General features: G+C 57.7%; 20 protein-coding genes. 3 read left to right on the forward strand and 17 right to left on the reverse strand.

The genetic code is table 11. From position 1 onward, the window contains the following. Positions 1–542: 542 nt before the first annotated feature. From ACN0TS_RS08035 to ACN0TS_RS08070, 8 genes are all read right to left on the reverse strand, one after another. The gene (locus tag ACN0TS_RS08035; RefSeq protein WP_417258831.1) at positions 543–1,271 is read right to left on the reverse strand and encodes an SDR family oxidoreductase; all 729 of its coding nucleotides are present in this window, start codon (positions 1,269–1,271) and stop codon (positions 543–545) included. Between the two features lie 99 nt (positions 1,272–1,370). Beyond that, the gene (locus tag ACN0TS_RS08040; RefSeq protein WP_417258832.1) at positions 1,371–2,096 is read right to left on the reverse strand and encodes an SDR family oxidoreductase; all 726 of its coding nucleotides are present in this window, start codon (positions 2,094–2,096) and stop codon (positions 1,371–1,373) included. Positions 2,097–2,169: 73 nt separating this feature from the next. After that, positions 2,170–3,801, reverse strand: coding sequence for an FGGY-family carbohydrate kinase (locus tag ACN0TS_RS08045; RefSeq protein ID WP_417258833.1), 1,632 nt, complete (start codon positions 3,799–3,801; stop codon positions 2,170–2,172). 80 nt (positions 3,802–3,881) lie between these two features. Continuing rightward, on the reverse strand, positions 3,882–4,859 hold the full coding sequence (locus tag ACN0TS_RS08050; protein WP_417258834.1) for an ABC transporter permease: 978 nt from the start codon (positions 4,857–4,859) through the stop codon (positions 3,882–3,884). Next, positions 4,849–6,351 (reverse strand): sugar ABC transporter ATP-binding protein, encoded by a 1,503-nt coding sequence (locus tag ACN0TS_RS08055; protein ID WP_417258835.1) that lies wholly within the window; start codon positions 6,349–6,351, stop codon positions 4,849–4,851. Before ACN0TS_RS08055 ends, ACN0TS_RS08050 begins: the two co-directional genes overlap by 11 nt. A gap of 60 nt (positions 6,352–6,411) precedes the next feature. Continuing rightward, a complete protein-coding gene (locus ACN0TS_RS08060) occupies positions 6,412–7,329 on the reverse strand; it encodes an ABC transporter substrate-binding protein (RefSeq protein ID WP_417258836.1) in 918 nt (305 codons plus the stop codon). Positions 7,330–7,418: 89 nt separating this feature from the next. Further along, a complete protein-coding gene (locus ACN0TS_RS08065; RefSeq protein WP_417258837.1) occupies positions 7,419–8,303 on the reverse strand; it encodes an AraC family transcriptional regulator in 885 nt (294 codons plus the stop codon). 495 nt (positions 8,304–8,798) lie between these two features. Continuing rightward, positions 8,799–9,842 carry an NAD(P)-dependent alcohol dehydrogenase gene (locus tag ACN0TS_RS08070; protein ID WP_417258838.1) on the reverse strand — a complete coding sequence of 348 codons (1,044 nt, stop codon included), beginning with the start codon at positions 9,840–9,842 and terminating at the stop codon, positions 8,799–8,801. A gap of 251 nt (positions 9,843–10,093) precedes the next feature. Here ACN0TS_RS08070 and ACN0TS_RS08075 point away from each other — a divergent pair, with 251 nt between their 5' ends. After that, positions 10,094–10,513, forward strand: coding sequence for an IclR family transcriptional regulator domain-containing protein (locus tag ACN0TS_RS08075; RefSeq protein WP_417258839.1), 420 nt, complete (start codon positions 10,094–10,096; stop codon positions 10,511–10,513). A gap of 26 nt (positions 10,514–10,539) precedes the next feature. On the opposite strand, the gene ACN0TS_RS08080 is transcribed toward ACN0TS_RS08075, so the two are convergent. From ACN0TS_RS08080 to ACN0TS_RS08115, 8 genes are all read right to left on the reverse strand, one after another. After that, positions 10,540–12,870, reverse strand: a complete 2,331-nt coding sequence (locus tag ACN0TS_RS08080) for a Tex family protein (protein WP_417258840.1) — start codon at positions 12,868–12,870, stop codon at positions 10,540–10,542. Between the two features lie 115 nt (positions 12,871–12,985). Continuing rightward, positions 12,986–14,098: an alanine dehydrogenase gene (ald, locus tag ACN0TS_RS08085; RefSeq protein ID WP_417258841.1), complete on the reverse strand. Its 1,113-nt coding sequence runs from the start codon at positions 14,096–14,098 to the stop codon at positions 12,986–12,988. A gap of 187 nt (positions 14,099–14,285) precedes the next feature. After that, positions 14,286–15,677 carry a phosphomannomutase gene (locus ACN0TS_RS08090; protein WP_417258842.1) on the reverse strand — a complete coding sequence of 464 codons (1,392 nt, stop codon included), beginning with the start codon at positions 15,675–15,677 and terminating at the stop codon, positions 14,286–14,288. Between the two features lie 69 nt (positions 15,678–15,746). Then, on the reverse strand, positions 15,747–16,691 hold the full coding sequence (locus tag ACN0TS_RS08095) for a phosphatase PAP2 family protein (protein WP_417258843.1): 945 nt from the start codon (positions 16,689–16,691) through the stop codon (positions 15,747–15,749). Positions 16,692–16,869: 178 nt separating this feature from the next. Beyond that, the gene (locus ACN0TS_RS08100; RefSeq protein ID WP_417258844.1) at positions 16,870–17,358 is read right to left on the reverse strand and encodes an Rrf2 family transcriptional regulator; all 489 of its coding nucleotides are present in this window, start codon (positions 17,356–17,358) and stop codon (positions 16,870–16,872) included. Between the two features lie 98 nt (positions 17,359–17,456). Continuing rightward, positions 17,457–18,530 carry a hypothetical protein gene (locus ACN0TS_RS08105; protein ID WP_417258845.1) on the reverse strand — a complete coding sequence of 358 codons (1,074 nt, stop codon included), beginning with the start codon at positions 18,528–18,530 and terminating at the stop codon, positions 17,457–17,459. A gap of 5 nt (positions 18,531–18,535) precedes the next feature. Beyond that, on the reverse strand, positions 18,536–19,276 hold the full coding sequence (locus tag ACN0TS_RS08110; RefSeq protein WP_417258846.1) for an RlmE family RNA methyltransferase: 741 nt from the start codon (positions 19,274–19,276) through the stop codon (positions 18,536–18,538). A 105-nt stretch (positions 19,277–19,381) separates the two neighbouring features. Continuing rightward, complete coding sequence (locus ACN0TS_RS08115; RefSeq protein ID WP_417258847.1) at positions 19,382–20,335, reverse strand: NAD(P)-dependent oxidoreductase; 954 nt, start codon at positions 20,333–20,335, stop codon at positions 19,382–19,384. Between the two features lie 42 nt (positions 20,336–20,377). Between ACN0TS_RS08115 and ACN0TS_RS08120 the strand changes: the two genes are divergently transcribed. Continuing rightward, the gene (locus ACN0TS_RS08120) at positions 20,378–22,840 is read left to right on the forward strand and encodes a penicillin acylase family protein (RefSeq protein ID WP_417258848.1); all 2,463 of its coding nucleotides are present in this window, start codon (positions 20,378–20,380) and stop codon (positions 22,838–22,840) included. 41 nt (positions 22,841–22,881) lie between these two features. After that, positions 22,882–23,310 carry an RbsD/FucU family protein gene (locus ACN0TS_RS08125; protein WP_417258849.1) on the forward strand — a complete coding sequence of 143 codons (429 nt, stop codon included), beginning with the start codon at positions 22,882–22,884 and terminating at the stop codon, positions 23,308–23,310. A gap of 18 nt (positions 23,311–23,328) precedes the next feature. Here ACN0TS_RS08125 and ACN0TS_RS08130 read toward each other — a convergent pair whose 3' ends face one another. Further along, positions 23,329–23,634: a hypothetical protein gene (locus ACN0TS_RS08130; RefSeq protein WP_417258850.1), complete on the reverse strand. Its 306-nt coding sequence runs from the start codon at positions 23,632–23,634 to the stop codon at positions 23,329–23,331.

Below are 23,634 nucleotides of genomic sequence, written 5' to 3' on the forward strand. Positions count from 1 at the left end.
AAATATAAAACACCTTGAAAAAACACACACAAATGGCCCACTTAACGTCACGTTAACACATCTTCGACGAATTACACCCCTCAAATGTGATGCGGGCCTCCGATTGGCGGGACAGCCACTGGCGTCAGCACGAACACTAGCACAGGCAGCGCGCGTGCAAGTGAGACATAAGATGAAAAGTGTCGATACCCGCCACGTTGGGACTGAACTCGCGATCCGAGCCGACCGGCCCACCTGAAGTGCTCCAGATATGTGCGACCACAGCCACCGATTGAAAACGCGCACCAATATGGGAGCGAGAACACAACAAGAAGAGTGACAATGACGAGATCACATCGGTTCAAATGGATACCTGTCTCTCCACCGCATAAGCCGTAAAACACGCCATATTCGTAATGTACTATTGGAAGAGTGGCAGCTTTTCTGCGCGGGACTTGCATATACTGCTGGACAGCACCCTTATCTGATGCACTTCGCTGCAAAGTGAGGAAAGCCCGCTTGGCAGGCTTTCCTGTAGATTCCCTCGTGATTAGGGGGATACATCAAATATCGAAATTCGACGGCAAGACGATCATATCGCGGATGGTCACATTGCGCGGCCGCGTGAGCATATACATCATCGCGTCCGACACTTCGCGTGTTTCCATCAAGGCCCCTGCGTCTTTCATCTTCTGAAGGCGTTCGGGTTCCCAGTCGGACAGAAGCGCGGAAATGACAGGGCCGGGAGAGACCTGACCGACACGAATGCCGTGTTCCATCAACTGGCGGCGCATTGTTTGCACAAAGCTGGTGATCGCCCATTTGGATGCCGAATAGACGGGTTCCACATGGATCGCCGAATGCCCCGCGATGGAACATGTCACAACGATATCGCCCGTGCCGCGTTCGATCATATGTGGGGCAACTGCATGCACATTCTTCATCACGGCGTTCACATTGAGGTTCATCATCCGGTCAATCGCGGCGGGAGTGGTGTCAACGAGATCGCCACCGATATAGCTGCCCGCGTTGCACATAAGAATATCAATATGGTCGACCTTTTCGAGGATTTCGGGCACCATCGCATCACAGCTTTGCGGATCGAGAAGATCCGTCACCTGCGCCACAGCGGCCTCGCCCAACTCGCCCGCGAGCTTCGTTACCGCTGCTTCGTCGCGATCCACCATGACGACTGTCACGCCCGCATCCAACAGGTCTTTCGTTATCGACAGACCAATCCCCGAGGCCGCGCCTGTCACAACGGCAATCTTGCCATCCAATGCTACACCCATAGTCACACTCCTGTATTCTGGCTGCATTCTCGCTGCGCCAATTGCTAAATTTCAATTCCAAGCACGCCCAATCACATGGTCTGTGCGCGGATATTTTTGTCAGACCGAGAGGAAGCCGCCGTCTACGGACAGCGCCGATCCCGTCACCATGCCCGCATCATCCGACAGCATCAGAGCAATCGCCCGGGCGACATCCTCGGCCTGTGCAAAGCGGCCAATGGGGTGACGCGCCATCATCGGCTCGCTCTTCGCTGGATCGCTCCAAGCCTCTGCCGCCAGTTCGGTCATCGTGACAGTCGGGGCCAAGGCAACCACGCGGATACCGTGCTCACCAAGCTCGCGTGCCATGACACGGGTTGCGCCTTCCAAACCCGCTTTGGAGGCGGCATAGCAAACATGATCCTGAAATCCGCGATGCCCAGCAATGGAGGTCACATTGACGATCACTCCACCGCCGCCTGCAGCGACACGCGCACGGGCAAACTCCTGCGCACAGATCAGAGCGCTTTTCAGGTTGATGCCCATGACCGTCTCGTAGCCTTCGTCGGTCATGTCGAGAACGCTTTCGAGCACATTGGTTCCCGCGCAGTTGACCAACATATCGCAGGGGCCTGCCTCGGCCATCGCCCGCCGCGCCTCTTCGGCCTTGGACAGATCGGCAATGAGACTGCGACCACCGATTTCGGCACGCAGACTGTCGAGGTCCGACTGTGTTCTGCTTATTGCCACGACTTCAGCGCCCCGTTGCGCGAGCAATTGAGCGGTCGCGCGACCGATCCCCTTGCCTGCGCCCGTAATAATGACGGATTTTCCAGAAAACTGCATTGGCCTCTCTCTCATAATTGGGTCGGGCACGTTGCGGCCCAAATTTTGGTGACTATCGCCAAACTGCTATCGGTCATGAACTGATGCCCTGTGTGGCGTTGCGGATTTCGCGGGCGGTGGCCTGTAGTTTCAAAAAGGCATCGAACCGCAGATCATGCCGAAGCCCGATGGCTTTGCCCGTCGGTGCGAATACATCCGCGATATGCGACATCACCGGCATGGCGTCTTCGATCCCGTCGAAACGGCGGGCCGCAACCGCGCCAAGAATGGCAGATCCCAACAAAACGGGTTCAGCGCATACCGTTGTCTTAACAGGCAATCCTGTCGCATCGGCCAGAAGTTGACGGATCAGCGGGTGCTGTCCCGCACCGCCGCTAACCACGATGGTTTTCACACCCGCCCCGTGGGCAGCTTGTGTCTTGATGATTTGGCGCAACCCGTAGCCCAACCCGCAAATCCCTGCGACGTAGAGCGCAATAAGAGACAGAATGTCCGTCTCCATCCCCTGCCCCATAATCACGGCGCGGGCATGAGGGTCGGCAAAGGGCGCCCTGTTTCCCAAGAACTCGGGCACAACATGCAAATCCCCCGCCAAGGACACCGCCTCGGACGCATCTTCACAGGCGGCAAGTGCGGCATCGGCCAACCAGACAGGCAACGGCTGTCCCGCGGTCTGCGCCTGCGCTTTGGCCTCGCTGTATGCGGGGTGCAGGGATATCAGGTGATCAATGGCCGCCCCCGCCGCTGATTGCCCGCCCTCGTTCAACCAAGCATTCGGCACCATGGCAGAATAATAAGGCCCCCAAACACCGGGAACAAAGGCCGGATCGCGGGTTGTCGTCATAGTGCAGGACGATGTGCCGAACACATAAGCAAGACAGGACGTCGGGCCTTCAGTCCCGCCTCCTGCACACACGGTTCCGACACCGCCCGCATGTGCGTCGATCAGGCCCGCCGCAACAGCCGTGCCCGCCACCAGACCAAGCTGCGATGCTGCGTCTTCGGTTAGGCCCGATCCTAACGCCGTTCCAGGCGCGACGATATCGTGGCCAATACGGACGAATTCCTCATCGGCCAGATCACCAAGGCCGATCGCGCGAAAATACGCGGCGTCCCAACGGTTCTCATGAGCGAGATAGGTCCATTTGCACGTGACAGTGCAGGACGATCGCGCCGTGCTCCCTGTCGCTTTCCATCCGAGAAAATCGGTCAGATCGAAGAAATGCCCCGCCGCCTCATAGGTTTCTCGGCGGTTTTCTTTCAGCCACAAAAGCTTAGGGGTCTGCATCTCTGGCGAGATCACACCACCGACATATTTTAAAACGTCGTGTTTATCAGCGTTAATGCGTTCGGCTTGTTCAATGGCGCGGTGATCCATCCAGACGATAATGTCCCGTTCAGGGTGGGCCGGATCGCCAACGGCGAGCGGCTGCCCGTCCCTGCCGCGCACAACCATCGAACATGTGGCGTCAAAACCGATCCCGCGGACACTCACAGGATCAATCGCAGCATCAGCCACAGCCTTGCGTGTTGCCCGACATACTGCGTCCCAGACCTGTGCGCTCGCTTGCTCAACGATACCATTAGGCGCGCGGTACATGTCGATGTCGTGTTTGGCCGACATAAGCAGCGTTCCAGTCGCGTCAAAGACACCGGCCCGCGCAGACCCCGTGCCGACATCCACACCTATAAAGTGATCTGCCATCGTCTCAGTTCCTGTTCAGTGCGAAGAAATTCCATGCGGACCCAAATGGTGGGAGGAACACTCGGGTCCGCGGGCTTCGATCAGCGCCATTCACGACCAATGTAGATGGCAAGAAGGATGATGAAGCCTTTAATAACGTCCTGCAGATAGGGGTTGATCCCCATCAGGTTCAGGCCGTTGTTGATGATCCCCAACAGGACCGCGCCGATCAGCGTCCCGAGGATGAGCCCGCGCCCGCCTGCAATTGCCGTGCCGCCAAGGACAACCATCGCAATCGCATCAAGTTCGAAGGCAACGCCCGCTCCGGGTTGGCCACTCATAAGACGACCTGTCAGGATGATGGCGGCCATTGCCGAGGTGAAGCCGGAAAGCATAAAGACGATCAGCTTGACGCGCTTGGTATTGACGCCCGACAGAGAGGCCGCAGTCTCGTTGCCGCCGATGGCATAGACATGACGCCCGAAGGATGTGCGCTGCAACAGAACCCACGCCAAGGCGTAGAGAATGATCATGATGATAATCGGCACGGGAATGCCGCCGATGCGACCAATCCCGAACCACGAGATCCAGCTTGGCAAGCCGCTGATCGGGTAGCCGCCCGAGTAGACAAGCCCGAAACCGCGCGCGATCAGCATGGTCGCGAGCGTGACGATGATCGCGGGCATCTTGCCCCACGCCACCAACAGGCCGTTGAACATGCCAAACAGGATGCCAACGACGACCATCGTGAGCAGGCCAAGCCCCGCAGGCAGTCCCATATTGACCATCACGCCCGCTCCGAGCGTTCCGCAAAGAGCCATGACCGCGCCCACCGACAGATCGATCCCCCCCGTCAGAATGACGAATGTCATACCGATGGCGAGAATGCCGATAATGGACTGTTGGCGCAGAACGTTGACGATGTTGTCGACGCTAAAGAAGTTGTCACTGGCAAAGGCCATGACGACTGACACAACGATCAAGCCAACCATCGGCAGCAACAACGGAGAGTGCTTGAGCCTGTTGACCACCGACTGCGGGGCTGAAGACGGCGTTTGAGCAGTGGAGTTATGCGGCATATCTGAGTGTTCCTGTAGTGGCGTTTTTCATTATGTCTTCCGAGGTGATCTGTGCGCCATCGAGTGTGGCCACGATCGCGCCGCTGCGAAACACGCAGACACGGTCGGCCAGACCAGTGATTTCCGGAAGTTCCGAAGAGATCATGATGATGGAGTAGCCTTCCTCGGTCAGTTTGCGCATCAGCTGATAAATCTCGGCCTTGGCCCCCACATCGATCCCGCGCGTTGGCTCGTCAAAGATCAGGATCGGCGTGTTGTGGTTCAGCCATCGGGCGATCACGACTTTTTGCTGGTTCCCACCAGAAAGCGTATTGCACGACACCTCCGGTCCCGGAGCCTTGACCCGCACGTCCTGCATGACTTGTCTCGTGTGGAGGTTCTCTGCTGCCAGATCGAGGAAAACCCCGAGGCGGCGATATTTGCCGTAATTGTTGATCGAGATGTTCTGCATAATCGAGAACGCAGTGATCAGCCCCTGCTCCTTGCGGCTTTCGGGCAAAAGACCGATGCCTCTGGCAAGTGCCTCGCTGGGATTTTTCGGAGGGACAGGATCGCCGTTGATCTCGACCTTCACGCGCACGGCAGGAAACGCTCCCATGATCGACAGCGCCGTTTCCGTCCGTCCTGAGCCCACAAGACCCGCAAAGCCCAAAATCTCGCCCTGACGCAGTTGAAAGGCGCTGACAGGACCGTTTTTGTGCAACTGGATTTCCTGTGCATCAATCACGATCCGCGCATTCGGGTTCGAAATAGTCTTGGGCGGGAAATTGCTTTCAATTTTGCGGCCGACCATCATCTCGACAAGCCTGTCGGTGTCAATCGCGTTCACCTCGCAGGTGTCGACATATTCGCCGTCGCGCAGGACCGTGATGCGGTCGCAAATCTCGAAAATCTCTTCGAGGTGGTGGGAGATAAAGACGATGGCAACACCTTGCGACCGCAGTTCCCGCATCACCCGAAACAGGTATTCCACCTCGCTCGGCGTCAAGGTCGCGGTCGGCTCGTCAAGCACCAGAACACGTGCATCAAGGGACAATGCCTTGGCAATTTCGACGAACTGTTGTTCGGCAATACTCAACTCGGCCACAGGCACATCGAGGGACACCTCAACGCCGAGTTTGTTCAACACCTCACTGGCACGCGCGCGCATGGCCTTGCGGTCCAACAGGCCAAAACGGGTACGTAGCTCGCGAGCGAGAAAGATATTTTCAACCGCCGTCAGATACGGAATGAGGCTGAATTCCTGAAACACGATGCCGATACCTGCGGCAATCGCCTCATCGTAATGGGCAAAATGACGCTCAACGCCGTCGATGCGAATAGTGCCTTCGTCCGCTTTGAGAATTCCGCACAGGATCTTCATCATCGTGGATTTACCAGCGCCATTCTCCCCCAACAGGGCGTGAACTTCGCCTGCACGGACCTCCAGATTGACCCCGTGAAGCACCTTCACCGGACCAAAGGTCTTTTGTATTCCCGTCATTTCGAGCATTCATTTTCTCCCGCAAATCGCTGCGCCCGAGTGTTTTCGGGCGCAGCTGTCGTCAATGGTTTACCACGAGAACCCTTCGGCGTTGTCGGCATCTACCACACGCACGTCGATTGGAACTTCGGAGGGAACCACACGAGCGCCCCAGTATTGGGCAAGCGCCATGCCAAGGCCAACACGCACCTGATCACGTGGGAACTGTGCTGTGGTCTCGATGAATGGCGTGCCCTGCGCAATGGCGGCAACTGCTTCAGGAGCACCGTCAACCGAGGTCAACTTGATGTCCTTGCCGGAGCCTTGGATCGCGGCCAATGCGCCCATTGCGCCACCGTCATTGACGGAGAAAATCCCGCCAAGGTTTGGATGCGCCTGGATCATGTTCTCGACAACACCAAGGGCAACAGAGCGGTCTTGGCGACCGTTTTGGGTGTCCACCAATGTGATGCCAGGAGCTTCTTCGAGTGCCGCTTTACAGCCTTCGACGCGCTGGAGGATTGGCACAACGGGGATGCCGTCGAGGATAGCAACTTCGCCCTCGCCGCCCATAGCCTCAGCCATGTATTTGCAGGACATATAGCCCGCATCGCGGTTCTTGGAGCCAACGAATGTATCAACCGGACCGTTAGCGTTTGCATCCACAGCAACCACAATCACGCCTGCCTCTTTGGCCATGCGCACGGCAGCCTCGATACCTGCGCTGTCGGTTGGGTTGAGCAACAGGATGTCGATGTCTTGCTGAAGCATGTCCTCGACATCGGAAATCTGCTTGGCCACGTCATGCCCTGCATCGGTGACAACAACCTCGGCGCCGATGGCACCAGCAGCTTCCATCAGTGCTTCTTGCATGCTGACGAAGTAAGGGTTGTTCATCTCTTGAAAGGTCATACCGATCTTGAGTTGATCATCCTGTGCGAAGGACGCACCAGCCGTTACGGCCAGTCCGAGTGCTGCTACGGAAACAGTTTTGAGTAGATTTGTCATGGGTTCCTCCCTTGATTGACAGACAAAATCCCCCTTGCCGCAAAGCAGATGCCTGCGGTGTTCTTTAGATCCAAAGGGGTCTTTGGTAGTTAAGCGGGCATACGCACCGCCTCGTTCTCTGCAAAGATTTGTCGGAATTCCGACGGCGACATACCTTTCACCCGCAGAAAATGACGATTGAAGTTGGATAGATTTGAAAAGCCGACATCAAAGCAAATGTCAGACACCTTGGCCTCTGGATCGACTACCAACATTTGACAGGCCAGATCGATCCGAAGCTGATTGCGAAACCGCACCAAACTCGTTCCCGTGTGCCGCTTGAACGATCTGGAAAAGGCGCTCTGGCTCTGGCCAGTCATCTCCGCCAACTCGGTTTCACTGATGGGTTCCGTCAGGTTCTCGCGCAGATAGGCGATCACCCTGTTCATTTCGGATTCTTCTTGTTTCTCCAAATTCAACATATAGCTGAGACTGGACAGCGTCTGGACACTCGACGCCTTCAAGAGCGTGTCCAATATTTCAAAGAACAGCCCTAACCGAAGAACGCCGCGCGCATTGAGCAACCGCCGCATAAGTGGGCGAACTGCCTCTCCGGTCTCGTAGTCAAAGAGGATTCCGCGCCGACTGCGCTCAAACAGCGACTGCGCAGCCGCCGCCTCAGGAAATGCATCAAGAACCTTGTCGACGAAACTCTGAGGAAATTGAATCACCTCTGTACGCTGCGGAACGGTCTCGGCAGATCCAATGTCACTGATCCAGTTTTGCGGCAGGTTCGGCCCCGTCATAATGAGCTGACCTGGCGAGAACTCACCAACATGGTCGCCCACATAGAACTTCCCATGTGTCGCCGCCACGAGGTGGATTTCGTATTCAGGATGATAGTGCCAACGCACGGTGCGAAACGGATAGCCGTGACGCCAAGCGGCAAACGACTCTCCCTCTCTGATATGCACCAACTCTAGGTCGAGCTGCATGTCATCCTCCCCATGTCCCCGAGGCTGTTCCGTCTCCCAACGGGGCCGCCCCTCCTATTCGTGTTGATTCTTTTATATCAGTCCCCTCTCCCGCCAGCCACCACACCACGGAGCTAATGATGATACTTTTTTGACACCCTGTCCGCACATACAGGCGTAGACCCCACCTTCGCGCGTGCCAACGGAGGAAAAGCAGCGCAGCGTGACCTCGCTGCGGCGCAGAACATAGAGGGAGATTACAGGTACCATAGGTACAAGCACAACGATGTGTGCCGTGAACACGCTGACTTCATGAATATCCAAGAGACCTCACAAGTTCTGATACTTTTCCGCGAAAGACTTGGCCGAATTAGTATCAGTGCTTTCCTCATTCACAGCACAATGCTGTCATTGAGACAAAGTGTTAAAAGGTGTGTGAAATAAAACGGGGCACCGGAGGTTTCATGCCCCGATGCCCCTATTGTTATTCGGTCAGATCCGCGATGCGTTGCGGTCTCAGGCCCCTTGCATATCAATCTGGATTTTCACATCCGTCTCGCGGGCCTCGACGGCACGATCAAAGGCGGCGATGCTGTCCTTGAACGGCAGCGTGGCCGAAATCAGCGGCTTGAGGTCCACTTTGCCCGCCGCGATCAAGGCAATCGCCCGATCATAGATGTTGGCGTAGCGGAACACTGTTTCGACCCTGAGTTCCTTGGCCTGTAGACCAACGATATCCATAGGCACAGGATCGACAGGCATCCCGACAAGGACCACCGCCCCGCCCGGACGCGCAAGTGCGGGAAGTCCCAAAATAGCGGGCGCTGCACCAGAACATTCGAACACAACATCAGCCCCCCATCCGTCAGTGGCCTCGGCAATAACTTCGGCTGCGGATTTTTGGCGGATGTTGATTGTCTCGATACCATCATAGGCCCCGATGATATCCAGTTTGGGCTGCGCGAGATCAGCGATAAAGACCTTAGCACATCCCCCAGCCAAGGCGGCCAAAGCCGTCATCATTCCGATAGGCCCCGCACCCGTTACAATCGCAATATCACCGGGCTGGATACGCGCCCGCAGCGCACTTTGCATCCCGATGGCGAATGGCTCGACCATTGCCCCTTCGGCAAAGCTAACTTGATCGGGCAGTCGATAGGTGAAAGCCGCGGGATGGATGACTTCAGGGGTCAGACAGCCATGCACGGGCGGCGTGGCCCAAAAACTGACAGAAGGATCAACATTGTAAATCCCGAGCTTTGAGGCGCGCGATGTTGGATCGGGAATACCCGGCTCCATGCAGACCCGATCACCGACTTTCAAATGCGTCACGTCCGCACCAGTCTCAAGGACAACACCCGCAGCTTCGTGCCCGAGGATCATTGGCTCGTTTACAACAAAGGGTCCGATTTTTCCGTGCGTATAGTAATGAACATCAGACCCGCAGACACCGACAGAACGGATACCGATACGAACATCGGCAGGCCCCAAGGTCTGTGTGAGGGGAAAATCCCGAATGTTCAGTTTTCCCTTTTCTTCGAGAACAAGTGCTTTGACCAATGTTACGCCTCCCGTTTATGGCAGCTTTTATCCGATTGCCGACATGGCCCCACGCTGCACTCAATTTCGCTAGTATAGAGATACAAACCCAACAGGTGTGAGACAGACTTCCAAAGCGGCAAAAATTATATCAGGGCCCGTCCTGATCTATATCGAAGCCTCACAGATAGGGAAACCCGCTCTAATAATTCGCCGCATTGGAACGGGTCACGGCCAAAAGGAACACGCCGCTCTCCAACCCGAGAATCAAATTGAGATATCGCCGTCCACTCAAAAAGTGGCAAAGACGTGAGGCGGTATATATCACCTCTTTAGGCAAGGCTCTTTTGGCGTGGCGCGACCCAAAGGACATCGAGGAGCGGATTTCGCGGATGGATTTCGAGGTCACAGCTCCCAACACGATCACGTCGCGCACGGTGCTTCTTTCGGATTTGGCGGCAACCCGTGCACGTGGCTATGCCGAGGAAATTGAGGAAAGCGAAGCGGGCGTGCGCTGTATGGCGGTTCCGGTTTTCGACCATCTCGGACGCCCCGTGGCCGCCATGTCGATCGCTTTTCCGCTGTTTCGGTTTGACGAGGCCAAACAGCCCGAAATCGCGCAAACGATACGCGACCTCGGATTGGAAGCCTCATTGTCACTTGGCTACTCGCCAGACCTTGGGCGGCCGTAACGCGACCTCCCTCGCCCGTTCGGGTGTTACGATCCCTTCTTGGGTCGCTTCATCGCCTCGGCCAAGGCCGATCCCAAAGCCCCCTGACTTTGCGAAGAAGACCGTGGCGCGGCACTGGTTTTGGCGCCGCGCGGTGTTTTTGATTTGGCCGCCTCACGGTCCCGTGGCGGTTTGCTTCCACCACCATCCTTCCGCATGGTTAAGCCGATCCGTTTGCGGGCTACATCCACTTCGGTCACACGCACCCGCACCACATCGCCCGTTTTCACGACCTCATGGGGGTCTTTGACGAAACGGTCGGCCAGTTGGCTGACGTGAACCAAGCCGTCTTGGTGAACGCCGATGTCCACAAACGCGCCAAACGCCGCCACATTGGTGACGGTGCCTTCGAGCGACATTCCCGCCTTGAGGTCGGTGATGCTTTCCACCCCTTCGGCAAAGGTCGCGGTTTTAAAGGTCGGACGGGGATCGCGGCCTGGTTTTTCCAATTCGGACAGAATATCGCGCACCGTGGGAAGACCGAAGTTATCGTCCACGAATTGCTCGGCCCGCAGCCCCGACAGTGCCTCGGGAGACCCCATAATGTCACGGATATCGCGCCCACAGGCTTTAACGATTTTACGGGCGACGCCATATGCTTCAGGGTGGACAGAGGAAGCATCAAGCGGCTCCTCGCCATCAGGTATCCGCAAGAACCCCGCACATTGCTCGAAGGCTTTCGGGCCAAGACCCGCCACTTTAAGCAGGGCTTTGCGCGAGGGAAATGGTCCGTTGGCATCGCGGTGCGCGACGATGGATTGCGCCAGTGACGGACCGAGCCCCGCGACATAGGACAGCAGTGGCGCAGAGGCCATATTGAGGTTCACCCCGACCGCGTTCACCGCATCCTCGACCACAGCGCCAAGCGATTGCATCAGCTGACGCTGATCAACGTCATGTTGGTATTGACCAACACCAATGGCCTGAGGCTCGATCTTGACCAACTCCGCCAAGGGGTCTTGCAATCGCCGCGCAATCGACACCGCGCCGCGTAGGGACACGTCAATGTCGGGAAATTCCTGCGAGGCCAATTCGGAGGCCGAATAGACCGAAGCCCCCGCCTCCGACACGATAACCGGTGTGGGGCGCGGCGTTCCTGCGGGAAGCGCCTTGATCACATCGGCCACGAGCCGCTCGGACTCACGACTGGCCGTGCCGTTGCCAACAGCTATGAGGGCAATCCCGTGGCGAGCGATCAACTGTGTCAGCGTCGCCTTCGCGCCATTCAAATCATTGCGCGGCTGAAACGGATAGATCGTCGCGGTTTCAAGCAGTTTCCCCGTCTCGTCGACAACAGCAACCTTACAGCCCGTGCGGATACCGGGATCAAGGCCCAAGGTCGCCCGTGCCCCCGCAGGGGCCGCCAACAACAGATCGCGCAGGTTGCGGGCAAAGACCTCAATCGCGTCAGCATGAGCGCGACGACGCAATTCGGTCAACAGGTCCATAAACATGGCCATGCTGAGTTTGACGCTCCACGCCCAACTGGCCGCTTCGCGCAACCATTCATCGCCCTTGCCCGTGCCCGTGATCCCGATCTCGGCGGCAATCATCCCAAGCACGCGCGGCAATCCTGTCTCGAGATCAGGCGCGATGTTAATCGTGACGACCTCTTCCTTCGCCGCACGTAGGATGGCCAAGGCACGGTGAGAGGCAATCGCGGACCACTTTTCGCTATGGTCGAAATAGTCGGAGAACTTCGCGCCCGCCTCTTCCTTCCCGCTTGTGACCTTTGAGGTGATCATCGCCTCTTGCTGCATGAAGGTCCGCAAGCGCCCCAAGAGCGCAGCGTTCTCGCCCAATTGTTCAACCAGAATATCCCGTGCGCCAGTCAGTGCATCTTTGGGAGTTTCGACCGCCTCACTCAGATAGCCCTGAGCCAAATCCATCGGATCAGCCGAACGATCCTCCAAAATACTTTGCAACAACGGCTCAAGCCCGTTTTCACGTGCAATCATCGCCTTGGTGCGGCGCTTGGGCTTGAACGGCAAATAGAGGTCTTCGAGAACGGATTTGGTGTCTGCTTGAGCAATATCGCGGGCCAAGGCGTCGGTCATTTTCCCTTGGGAGGTAATCTCGGCCAAAATACTCGCGCGGCGCTTTTCTAGGTCACGCAGGTAATCCAGACGTTCCGCCAGACGGCGGAGTTGCGCATCGTCCAGACCGCCCGTGGCCTCTTTACGATACCGCGCCACAAAGGGAACGGTATCCCCACCATCAAGCAATGCAACCGTGGCCGTCACCTGATCTGCGCGCGCCCCGATATCGGCGGCAATCGTGCGGGCAATACGCTGTGCTGTGGCGGGTTGTGCGGTCATGGTGGCGGGCTCCTCATGGGTCATCAAGAGGCCCGTGATACCCTCGCAATTCAGCCGCGCCAAGCCCCCATCCGCATCATCGGCGAACAGGGGCCGTACGGGAAGGTCCGCCCCCTTAAAGCACGCTCGACGCGGGAACCGTTTCGATCCCAAGCGCCTCACCAACAGCGGCGTAGGTCAACTGTCCCTCATGGACATTCAAACCGTTCAGCAAATGCGGATCGGCCCGACACGCCTCTTTCCATCCCTTATCCGCAAGCGCCACCATGAAGGGCATCGTCGCATTGCCAAGCGCAAGCGTTGAACTGCGGGCCACTGCTCCGGGCATGTTGGCGACGCAATAGTGCATCACACCGTCGACCTCATAAATCGGGGCATTGTGCGTTGTAGGGCGTGAGGTCTCGAAACAGCCGCCCTGATCAATCGCGACATCCACCAGCACCGCCCCCGTTTTCAGACCTTTCAACTGGTCGCGGGCAATGAGTTTGGGCGCAGCCGCCCCAGGGATCAGAACCGCACCGATAATCAAATCGGCCTCTCGTGCCAACTCGGCTGTGACCGATTTCGACGCATAGCCCGTCTTGAAGGTGCCGCCATACTGATCGTCAAGCTGACGCAAGCGCGGCAAGGAACGGTCCAGAACCGTCACATCCGCACCCATGCCTGCCGCGATCCGTGCCGCGTGGGTTCCGACAACGCCGCCACCAATAACCAAGACCCGCGCAGGCGCGACACCGGGAACACCGCCCATCAACACGCCACGTCCACCATTGGCTTTTTGCAAGGTCCACGCCCCGACCTGAGGCGCAAGACGCCCCGCGACCTCGGACATTGGCGCCAGAAGCGGCAAACCTCCACGGGAATCCGTCACGGTTTCATAGGCGATACAGGTCGCACCAGAGGCCATAAGCGCCCGTGTCTGATCCGGATCGGGCGCGAGGTGCAAATAGGTGAACAGGATTTGACCTTTCCGCAGCATGGCGCATTCTACGGGCTGCGGTTCTTTGACTTTGACAATCATCTCGGCCGCGTCAAAAACCGCTGACGCATCGGGCGCGATCTGGGCCCCCACGTCGATATAGTCTTCGTCCGGAAAACCTGCGCCCAGACCTGCGTTGGTTTCAATCACCACGCTATGTCCATGTGCGATAGCTTCTGCTGCGGCATCGGGTGTTATCCCGACACGGAACTCTTGGGGTTTGATTTCTTTTGGGCAACCAATGTGCATGCATCTCTCCTGTGCCTGCGGGTCAATCTATATATAGAGAATTGCCCGAAAACAGTGGGAGAATCCGAGAAAAATCTCGGGTAGATCTGACTCATTTGGGAAAAACACCCAATACACCCAATGTTTTGGGGTATTCTTGCGTAAACAAAACATTCGTGCAGTGCAGAAAATACCGCGCCAATGCCCACTACATTACGTGGTCAGAAACAGCATCTTTGAGATGATCTGTCAGGTCTTGGGCACGCGTTTGCGTATCGGATTGGGCATAAATCCGAAATTCAGGCGCATTGCCTGAGGGGCGCAGATGCGCCACGTCGCCACTATCGAAATTGACCCGCAACCCGTCTGTGAGATCAACAGAGGCAATGCTGCCAAAGGGGGCGAAGAATTCGGTGCGGGCTGTTTGGTCCTCGATCAATCCCTCAAGAAACTGCGCGGCCTTGGCGCGATCAATCTCCTGAAGCCGATCTGCAGCGGTGAAACAGGCGGGCAATGCTTTCACGAGATCCGCAAGGCTAAGCGCGGCCTTTTGCGCCGCGTAAAGAGGCGCGAGGATCGGCAACATACAGTCACGTGTGGGCAAGGCCGTGATCGGCCCGTTGATCATCGCATCAAACCCTAGCAAGAAACCGCCATTGGCCTCGAAGCCGACAATCTCGGGCGTGGTCTCCCGTGCCGCGTCCATGCCCGCAATGACATAGGGCGATCCGATACGTGTCAGGCGCACGTCGCTAAACTCGGGCAGACGGCGCACCATGTCGTTGGACGACACAGGCGTCACAACGCCCTTAGCCCCCACCACCCGCGCGGTCAAAATCCCAAGCACATCGCCCGCGATCACCTTGCCCGTGGCGTCCGTCAACATCGGGCGGTCGGCGTCGCCATCGGTAGAGACAATCGCATCCAACCCGTGCGTGCGGCACCAATCGGCCAAATCAGCGCGGGTCTGTGGATCGACGGCTTCGGTATCGACGGGAATAAAGGTGTCGGAATGCGCAAGGGAGACGACATCGGCCCCAAGGGCCGCAAATATGCGCTCCATCGTATCGCGGGCCACGGAAGAGTGACGGTAAACGCCCACCTTCAGCCCCACCAACGCATCTGCGCCAAAGGCTGTGACATAGCGGGCGACATAGTATGGCTCGGCAGTATCGTCCACGCGGTAACGGCCCACCTGCCCCGATGAGGCCCGCACTCCTGAGGCGTAAGCAGCGCTTATACTCGCCTCGTCCTCTTTGGACACTTCGCCCTGTGGCAGATAGAATTTCAACCCGTTGCGATCTGCGGGAATATGGCTACCCGTTATCATAATGGCGGCGGCGTCATGACCCATCGACGCCAAAGCCAAAGCTGGTGTGCCCAAGGCTCCGCAATCGACGACGTTCACCCCCGCCTGCCTCGCGGTATCGCACACGGTTTTGGCAATGCGCGGCGAGGACGGACGCAGATCGCGCCCGACATAGAGCGTGTCACAACCCTCTAACGTCGAGAGAAAGGCATGGACGTAATTGCCCACCAGTGTGTCTGTCAACTCCGTGACTAAGCCACGCAGGCCACTGGTTCCAAAAGACGGTGCCATGCTTAACCTCTTCTTATCGCTATCATGTTTTGTATTACAGCAAGGCGGACTTGGATTCCCGTGACGAGGCTAGAATTCCATCCGCATTGTCAGGCCAACCAAATCCTTTGAGACTTGCGGCTCAAACGACATTTGGCCGCGTTGCATGTCCTGATTGGTCCGCCAAAGCACCTCGCCAATCCCGATGCCCAAAAGCGTTCCCGCCGCCATATCCGACACCCAATGCCGATGGCCACGAATATTCGACACCGCAAGCACCGTTGCCAAACCGTAAGGCACCCACGAATTGTCGTAGCTGCGTGACAACACATGCGCCACAGAGAAATACTCGGTAAAGTGATAGGATGGCATGGCCGTGCCATAACCGTCAGGCTTGAGAGAAACACCGTGATAATTACCGAAATCAAGCGGGTCGGTTGTAAAAATATCGCCTTCCTGATTTCCGCGAGAGGACAGATCGGCGTAGGGGCGCTTGCGTCCGATAACCGATTTCAGCACAAGATGCGACGCCGCATAGGAGTAGGCAACCGCCTTGGCCGAGAGGATTGCCGCGCGTTGCGCACGGGTATCATCCGCGACAAGACCGTATCCATAAAGCCCCGCAACGCCCGTCAGAAGCCACAAATCCTCATTGGCCAAACCCGAAGATCCCAATTTGTCCTTCAAAGGATGTTCGGGCAAAGCAAAGCCATCAAAGGCGCTTTCAATATTGTCTTGGTAGAATTCGGTGGCAGGTCGGTCAATCAACATCAACGCGCCGACTCCGAGCGCGCCGAGCGCAAATTCGCGTTTGTAGTCGATGGGCATACGGACGATGCCCTTAATTTCCGGTCCAATGCTACGCCCTGCTTCGCGCAACACATACCCCGACTTCTGCCAGCGGGTTTGCGCCATCTGGTCGACGACAGCAAATTGCTCTGTGCGATCTTGCGCCTGTGCGCCTGTCCCCGAAAGGCCGCCCAGAGCCGCAACACATGTCAGTACAAACCCCGTAGCAATGTTTGAAAGGCCCATATGTCGTCCTGCTCTATCCGAAATCTAAATGTATCAATCTTTGAGCAAGAACTAACATCCCACTTGCGTGGGCCAAAACAATTCAGGTGATGGAGGGGCTTTCCGTCACAAAGCGTTGCATCACGGACAACATGCACCCTATGGCGTCGGAGGCCATAACGCCGCTTTGACGCGCCTATTAGCCCATCCGTGCGGCAGCAGGCGCACAGCCAGCCGTCAGAACCGCACTGTTGTCGGGCATCTGCAACAGGGCCGCAAGGCCGTCATTGTCATGCACGAGATCATCAACCGTCAGATTGTCGAGCACATCATAAAACGCCGCCAACCCCGCCAAAAGCGCATCACGCAAACGACAGACGTCTTTTAACGGACATGTATTCTCAGCCCCATCGAAACACTCGGCAAAAGGCGTGCCGGCTTCGAAATGGCGAAAGACCTCGCCCACGGAAATCTCCGCTGCGGGTCGCGCCAATTCCACCCCGCCAGCCCGACCTCGAATGGTTTTGATAAAGCCTTCTGCGGCCAAAAGATGCACCACCTGAGCCAAATGGTTTTCAGAGGCATTGGTGGCTTGGGCAATCTCGGTTCGGCGCACCATATGGCCCGTATTCACGGCGCAGGCCATGAGGACGCGGATGGCAAGATTGGTACGAATGGTGACGCGCATGGAACATACTCTCTTTTGAACAGCTCCATAACATCTACCGCCCTCGAAAGCGCGCGACCTTGATATATATCAGGTACACCTTTTAGGGATGTGGGCCGTTACGTCAGGTCGCGAAAAAACGCGCCATCAAAGGCCATCTGTAGCGTCTCACCACATGCTCCCCTGACTTGTAGGACATCGCCTTCGAGCGTCACATCCGCCACGGGACCAAACCCGTCAGGGGCGTCGAACACCGCAATGGCGTGGCGCATGGTGTGGCGCACATCCGCACCAAGGGTCAGCGCAGTGGCCACGCCCTCGGCTGCGACCGCATTATCGCCTGAGGCTGCGGCATGGCCAAGCGCACCTGCCGCACAGCCGTCCTCAATGCCCAAAACTCCCGTATGACGCCCATCCCACGGGGCGTATTCGCGCCCGCCATTTGAGAGCCATAGCATCGTCACGGGGGCCACGCGGGCATCTTTGAGAACCACGATAATATCACCCTCCGCCGAACGGCTCAGCGCGGTCCATCCGAGCGTTGCCCCTTCGGCCTCAACAAGCGTGACGAAATCTTCATGTCCTGTCGCACTGGGGTAGCGGGTCAAATCGCATACGCCGCCATCACGCGCGGGAAATGCGGATAGGTTCGTGCTACGCGCCGGATAGGCCAACAAATGCGCAGGCTCCAGTGCAGGCGCCGTGGTCAGCGCCACTCGTTTTGGCGAAAACGCCAGATGGCCGCCCGCCTCCATGCGAAACATCGGATGATGGGCGAAGGTCAAATCCCCCCGCCCGCCTGAAATCTCATGGGTTTGGTATAGCACCGCCTGACCATCCTTAAGGCCCAACGTCTTGGTGATCGTGGCTCCCATGACATCGCGGTCGAGCGTCAAACTGATTTCGGCGTGATCGTCATCTTGTGAGCGTGTCACCCCCGACCAATGCGAATTGGCCGACCACCCATGATTAGGTGCGTCGATCACATCCGAGGCCCCGAAGGGCGCGGCAAAGAAATCTCCCGCAAGGTGTTGATCTATCGGCGCACCCGCTAGGGGCGCAGCCTCGGTGCCGACCCAGTGGGCTGTGTGCAAAATCTCGCGGCCCTTCACCAAAAAGCGGCGAATGTTGCCCAATGCAGGATCAATCGCGACCTCACAGGCCCCCGCTTTGATACGCGCCCAATCGCCCATTCGGTCTACAGGGTCTCGTAATGCTCGTCGACGGTCATCCGCTGACCGCGATAACCTGTGGCGACGACGAATTTTTCAGAACTATCTGACCGCGATGCAGGTGGTTTGATATGCTGCACCTTCTCGAAATTCTGTTTGAGCAACTTTTGCAAATCGCCCTCTGCGCCCCCTGCCAGTACCTTAGCCACGAAGGTACCTCCGGGACTGAGAACATCAAAAGCCAGAAAGGCGGCGGCTTCACATAGCGCCATGATACGGTTGTGATCGGTCTGCTTGTGCCCCGACGCCGAAGCGGCCATGTCCGACATCACAACGTCAGCTTCGCCGCCAAGCCAGTCTTTGACCTTATCGTCCGCGCCATCTTCCATGAAGTCGAGCTGATGAACCTCAGCCCCCGCAATCGGTTCGACCTCTTGCAAATCAACGCCCAGAACCGTGCCGATCTTCTTGCCCGACTTTTCGCCCAAGGCGTTCACACGTCGCACCGCGACCTGACACCACCCACCGGGTGCACAACCCAAATCCACCACCCGCGCCCCTGGCACGAGGAAACGGAACTTGTCGTCCAGTTCGAGGATCTTGAACGCCGCCCGCCCGCGATAGCCTTCGGCCTTCGCGCGCTTCACGTATGGGTCGTTAAGTTGGCGCTCCAACCAGAGGGTGGAGGACAATTTGCGCCCACGTGCGGTTTTGACTTTGACGCGCAAATCGCGTGCGCCGCGACCTGATGGTTTTTTGGGTGGCATGAACGTGGTCCTTTTTCTTAGCCCGCTTATAGCAGGCTCACGCGAAAGGATGAAAGGGCTTACCTCAGGCAAGCCCTTTGCTCATGTGAGTTGTGGAAAACGGCGTTAATCAAAGGCCTTGAGGCGCTTCATCAGACTTGAAGTATCCCAACGACCGCCACCCATTTTCTGGATGTCCTTATAGAACTGATCGACAAGCGCCGTCACGGGCAGGCTCGCGCCCACATCATCGCCCGCTTGCAAGCAGATCGCCAGATCCTTGCGCATCCAATCGACGGCAAAGCCATGCTCGTATTCATCGGCCAGCATTGTTTTGTGACGGTTGACCATTTGCCATGAGCCCGCCGCCCCGCCAGAGATCACCTCGACCAAGGCCTCACCATCCAGACCCGATTTTTCCGCCAGATGCAGCGCCTCGGACAGGCCTTGCACCAGTCCTGCGATGCAGATCTGGTTGCACATCTTGGCGGTCTGGCCCATGCCGACCTCGCCCAGACGTTTGACGGTTTTACCATAGGCCGCCATGATCGGCTCCGCCGCTGCATAATCGGCCTCAGACCCGCCACACATCACGGACAAGACACCGTTTTCGGCCCCTGCCTGCCCGCCAGAAACAGGCGCATCGACATAGCCAAGTCCCGCCTCACGGGCCACCTCCGCCAATTCACGGGTAACAATCGCAGATACAGTGGTGTGATCGACAAAGATCGCACCCTCTTTCATCCCCGCAAAGGCTCCGTCGTCTCCTGTGCAAACGGACCGCAAGTCATCGTCGTTGCCCACGCAAGCCATGACGAAATCGCACCCTTCCACCGCCTCGCGCGGTGTGGCCGCCGATCCGCCTTTGTGATCTACCGCCCAACGGGCGGCCTTGGCCTCGGTGCGGTTATAAACCGTGACCTCATGTCCTGCGGCTTCCAAATGCCCCGCCATCGGATAGCCCATGACGCCCAACCCTAGAAATGCTACTTTTGCCATGTGTCTCGATGTCCTTTTCCATTGCGCACAGGTGTGCTTTAACGCTTGCCAGAACGGTAGGGATTGGCGCGGCCGCGTCAACTCATGAAACCCGCATAATGACTATGAACGGCACACTTACCTATGGCGCGTATTTTCTCTCTTCTGCTCAAGCTCGTAACGGGACTTGTAATTTTGGCCCTCGTGGGCGGCTGGCTGGCCTATTGGCTCGCCTCACGGTCTTTGCCCGATTATGACGCCACACACGAAGTTGCTGGCCTGTCGGCGCCTGTCGAAATTGCGCGAGATAACGCCAATGTGCCGCATATCTTCGGGGAGACGGACGCGGATGTGTTTTACGGCATGGGATTTGCCCACGCCCAAGACCGCCTGTTCCAGATGATGCTGATGCGTCGCACGGCACAGGGTAAATTGTCGGAAGTCTTTGGCGAGGCCACACTGCCGACCGACACGCTTATGCGTCGCTTGGGGATTTATGCCGCCGCCGAAGCCTCGGTCAATTCCCAGACGCCTGACGCCATGGAAGCAATGGAAGCCTACGCGCGCGGCGTTAACGCATGGATCACCGCCGTGAACAGCGGTGCGATGGGCCGTGGTGCGCCCGAGTTCTTTTTATTCCCTGCCGAAATTTCCTATTGGCGTCCTGTAGACAGCATCGCCCTGATGAAACTGGTGGCGTTTCAACTGTCCGACCAAGCCTCATCAGAAGTGCTCCGCGCACGCACCTCGCTCCTGATCGGCCCAGACCGTCTGCGCGATATTTTGCCCGACGCCCCCGGGACGGGCACAGCCCTATTGACCGACTATGCAAGCCTGTTTCCTACGGTGCCGACCTACACCGATGACAGCGACGTTGAATACGCCTTTGCCGAACCACCCGTGGCTCCCTTTGGCGGAGCCTCAAACGTCTGGGCCGCAGCCCCAGAGCGGTCGGCCACAGGGGCCACGCTTATGGCCAACGACCCGCACCTGAATTTCTCCGCACCTGGCGCATGGTATCTGGCGCGGCTGCACCTCTCCACTGGCGACGTCATCGGCGCCTCCATCGCGGGCATTCCCGCTATTGTCACGGGACGCAAGGACGCTTTTGGATGGGGGATCACCTCTGCCTACCTTGACGACGCCGACCTCTATGTCGAACGGCTCAACCCCGCCAATCCGAATGAAGTCGAAACTCCAAACGGCTTCAAACCCATGCGCACCCAACCGTCGATCGTGCGGATCAAAGATGCCACTCCTGTGACGCTCGAATTGAAATGGACCGACAACGGCCCTGTGCTTCCCGAAGCGGCGTTCAACGTCAAGACCGTCACCCCACCCGATCATGTGATGTCGCTGTCATGGACGGCCCTTGCGCCCGACGACACATCCATGAGCGCGGTGATTGCCCTGATGCGGTCAGGCTCCATTGACGAGGGGCTTGAGGCCGCCCGTGATTTTGTCGCCCCTGCGTTAAACCTCACCCTTGCCCAAAAAGACCGCGTGGCGCTCAAAGTCATCGGTCGCGCCCCCAAACGCGACCCGCAACACCAAAGCCAAGGCCGCATTCCCTCCCCTGGATGGATCGCGACCAACAGATGGCAAGGATGGCGCGACTATGACGAACTACCGCTGTTCGAGACGGGCCAAGCGGGCATTGTCGGCAATACCAACAACAAGACCGTCGACGCGCCCTTCCCCGACCATCTGTCCTACCACTGGGGCGACACACAACGCATCCAACGCTGGCGCCGCCTGATGCAGAGCCGCGAGGTCCACACCCGCGACAGCTTTATCGAAGTGCAAAACGACATCGTGTCCTATTCTGCCCGCTCTCTCCTGCCACTTGTCGGGGCCGATCTGTGGTTCACGGGCGAAGCCGCTCCCGAAGGCACGCCAGAGGCACAACGCCAGAAGGCGCTAACGCTCTTGGCCGAATGGAACGGTGAGATGAACGAACACCTGCCCGAGCCACTGATTTACTATGCATGGATGCGCGAGTTGCAGAACCGTCTGATCCGTGACGAACTCGGGCCATTGTACCATGCCTATTCGCATGTAGAGCCGATCTTCATCGAACGGGTCTTCCGCGACATTGGCGGGGCCTCGAAATGGTGCGACGTGATCCAGTCAGCAGCGGTCGAAAGCTGCAACGACATTGCCCGCCTTGCCCTCGACGATGCAATTGTCTGGATTGAACAGACCTACGGGTCTGCGCTGGAATCGCTGCGTTGGGGCGATGCACATACCGCGATCCACAAACACCCCGTGCTTGGCGATATGCCCTTCCTCAAATGGATTGTGAACATCCGCCAGACAACATCGGGCGGCGACAACACACTCATGCGTGGCGTCACGGCGGGCGATGGGCCGATGCCTTTTGCCAATGTTCACGGAGCCGCCTATCGTGGCGTCTATGACTTCGCCGACCCTGACAGCTCGGTGTTCATCATTCCCACAGGACAATCGGGCCACCCGCTCAGCCGTCACTATGATGATCTGGGCGAACTCTGGCGGCGCGGGGAATATGTCCCGATGTCACTCGACCCCGAACTCGCACGCGCCGCAGGGGTCGGCATCACCCACCTCATCCCCGCGACACAATAGAGCGCGCACCACCCCATTCACTCGCAACAAAGGACATTGATATGCTACATAATATTCCTGCTATTTTGCCGCCCGAAGCCCTTCTGTATCTGGCGCAAATGGGGCACGGCGACATGATCGTCATCGCGGACAGCAACTTTCCCGCGCAAACAATGGGCAAACGGGTGATCCGTTGTGAAGGATCAAATGCAACCGAGATTCTGGAGGCCGTTGTCACGCTCCTGCCGCTCGACACCTTTGTGCAGGATCGCGCGGTCACGATGCAGGTGGTCGGAGAACCTGACACGATCCCGCCCGCAGTGGCCGAATTTCAAGCCATTATTGATGCGAAAGCCGACAACCCGGCCCCGATCGAATCCATCGAGAGATTTGCCTTCTACGACCGTGCGCGAGAGGCCTTCGCGGTGATCCAAACGGGCGAGCCACGCCCCTACGGCAACATCATCCTCACCAAAGGCATCATCGTCTAAGGCTGCGAAAACTTCGCCTTAGTGCTTGGTCGTTGCGGGCTTGTCGTAGACCACAAACCCGACACCTTGATCGGCGGCCTTACGGGCCGCCGCTTTCAATTCGGGTGTGGGCAGGACCGACAACCGTGGCGGAATTTCTTTGGCCTTTTGAACCTCGATATTGCGCCACCCGCCAGAGGAGAAATATTTATCGACTGGGGCCTTGGCCGCGTCGAGGCTTTCGGCAACGGCAAAGCAGTTGATGATGTAGCGACGCCCCTCGACCAAGACCTTGGACGGGCCTGCATCGGCTTCGATCAGCATCAGGTACAAACGATTTTCCAT

Origin of the sequence: Celeribacter sp. (assembly GCF_048266405.1) — a bacterium.
In the GTDB taxonomy this organism is placed as follows: Bacteria; Pseudomonadota; Alphaproteobacteria; order Rhodobacterales; family Rhodobacteraceae; genus Celeribacter.

Excerpts from the sequence above, each read along its gene's own strand:
- ACN0TS_RS08080 (WP_417258840.1), bottom strand. The coding sequence starts at position 12,870 with ATGACCGCACAACCCGCCACAGCACAGCGTATTGCCCGCACGATTGCC.
- ald (WP_417258841.1), bottom strand. The coding sequence starts at position 14,098 with ATGCACATTGGTTGCCCAAAAGAAATCAAACCCCAAGAGTTCCGTGTC.
- ACN0TS_RS08105 (WP_417258845.1), bottom strand. The coding sequence starts at position 18,530 with ATGGGCGATTGGGCGCGTATCAAAGCGGGGGCCTGTGAGGTCGCGATT.
- ACN0TS_RS08045 (WP_417258833.1), bottom strand. The coding sequence starts at position 3,801 with ATGGCAGATCACTTTATAGGTGTGGATGTCGGCACGGGGTCTGCGCGG.
- ACN0TS_RS08130 (WP_417258850.1), bottom strand. The coding sequence starts at position 23,634 with ATGGAAAATCGTTTGTACCTGATGCTGATCGAAGCCGATGCAGGCCCG.
- ACN0TS_RS08120 (WP_417258848.1), top strand. The coding sequence starts at position 20,378 with ATGGCGCGTATTTTCTCTCTTCTGCTCAAGCTCGTAACGGGACTTGTA.
- ACN0TS_RS08055 (WP_417258835.1), bottom strand. The coding sequence starts at position 6,351 with ATGCTCGAAATGACGGGAATACAAAAGACCTTTGGTCCGGTGAAGGTG.
- ACN0TS_RS08095 (WP_417258843.1), bottom strand. The coding sequence starts at position 16,691 with ATGGGCCTTTCAAACATTGCTACGGGGTTTGTACTGACATGTGTTGCG.
- ACN0TS_RS08050 (WP_417258834.1), bottom strand. The coding sequence starts at position 4,859 with ATGCCGCATAACTCCACTGCTCAAACGCCGTCTTCAGCCCCGCAGTCG.
- ACN0TS_RS08040 (WP_417258832.1), bottom strand. The coding sequence starts at position 2,096 with ATGCAGTTTTCTGGAAAATCCGTCATTATTACGGGCGCAGGCAAGGGG.
- ACN0TS_RS08100 (WP_417258844.1), bottom strand. The coding sequence starts at position 17,358 with ATGCGCGTCACCATTCGTACCAATCTTGCCATCCGCGTCCTCATGGCC.
- ACN0TS_RS08065 (WP_417258837.1), bottom strand. The coding sequence starts at position 8,303 with ATGCAGCTCGACCTAGAGTTGGTGCATATCAGAGAGGGAGAGTCGTTT.
- ACN0TS_RS08110 (WP_417258846.1), bottom strand. The coding sequence starts at position 19,276 with ATGCCACCCAAAAAACCATCAGGTCGCGGCGCACGCGATTTGCGCGTC.
- ACN0TS_RS08090 (WP_417258842.1), bottom strand. The coding sequence starts at position 15,677 with ATGGCACCGTCTTTTGGAACCAGTGGCCTGCGTGGCTTAGTCACGGAG.
- ACN0TS_RS08125 (WP_417258849.1), top strand. The coding sequence starts at position 22,882 with ATGCTACATAATATTCCTGCTATTTTGCCGCCCGAAGCCCTTCTGTAT.
- ACN0TS_RS08060 (WP_417258836.1), bottom strand. The coding sequence starts at position 7,329 with ATGACAAATCTACTCAAAACTGTTTCCGTAGCAGCACTCGGACTGGCC.
- ACN0TS_RS08035 (WP_417258831.1), bottom strand. The coding sequence starts at position 1,271 with ATGGGTGTAGCATTGGATGGCAAGATTGCCGTTGTGACAGGCGCGGCC.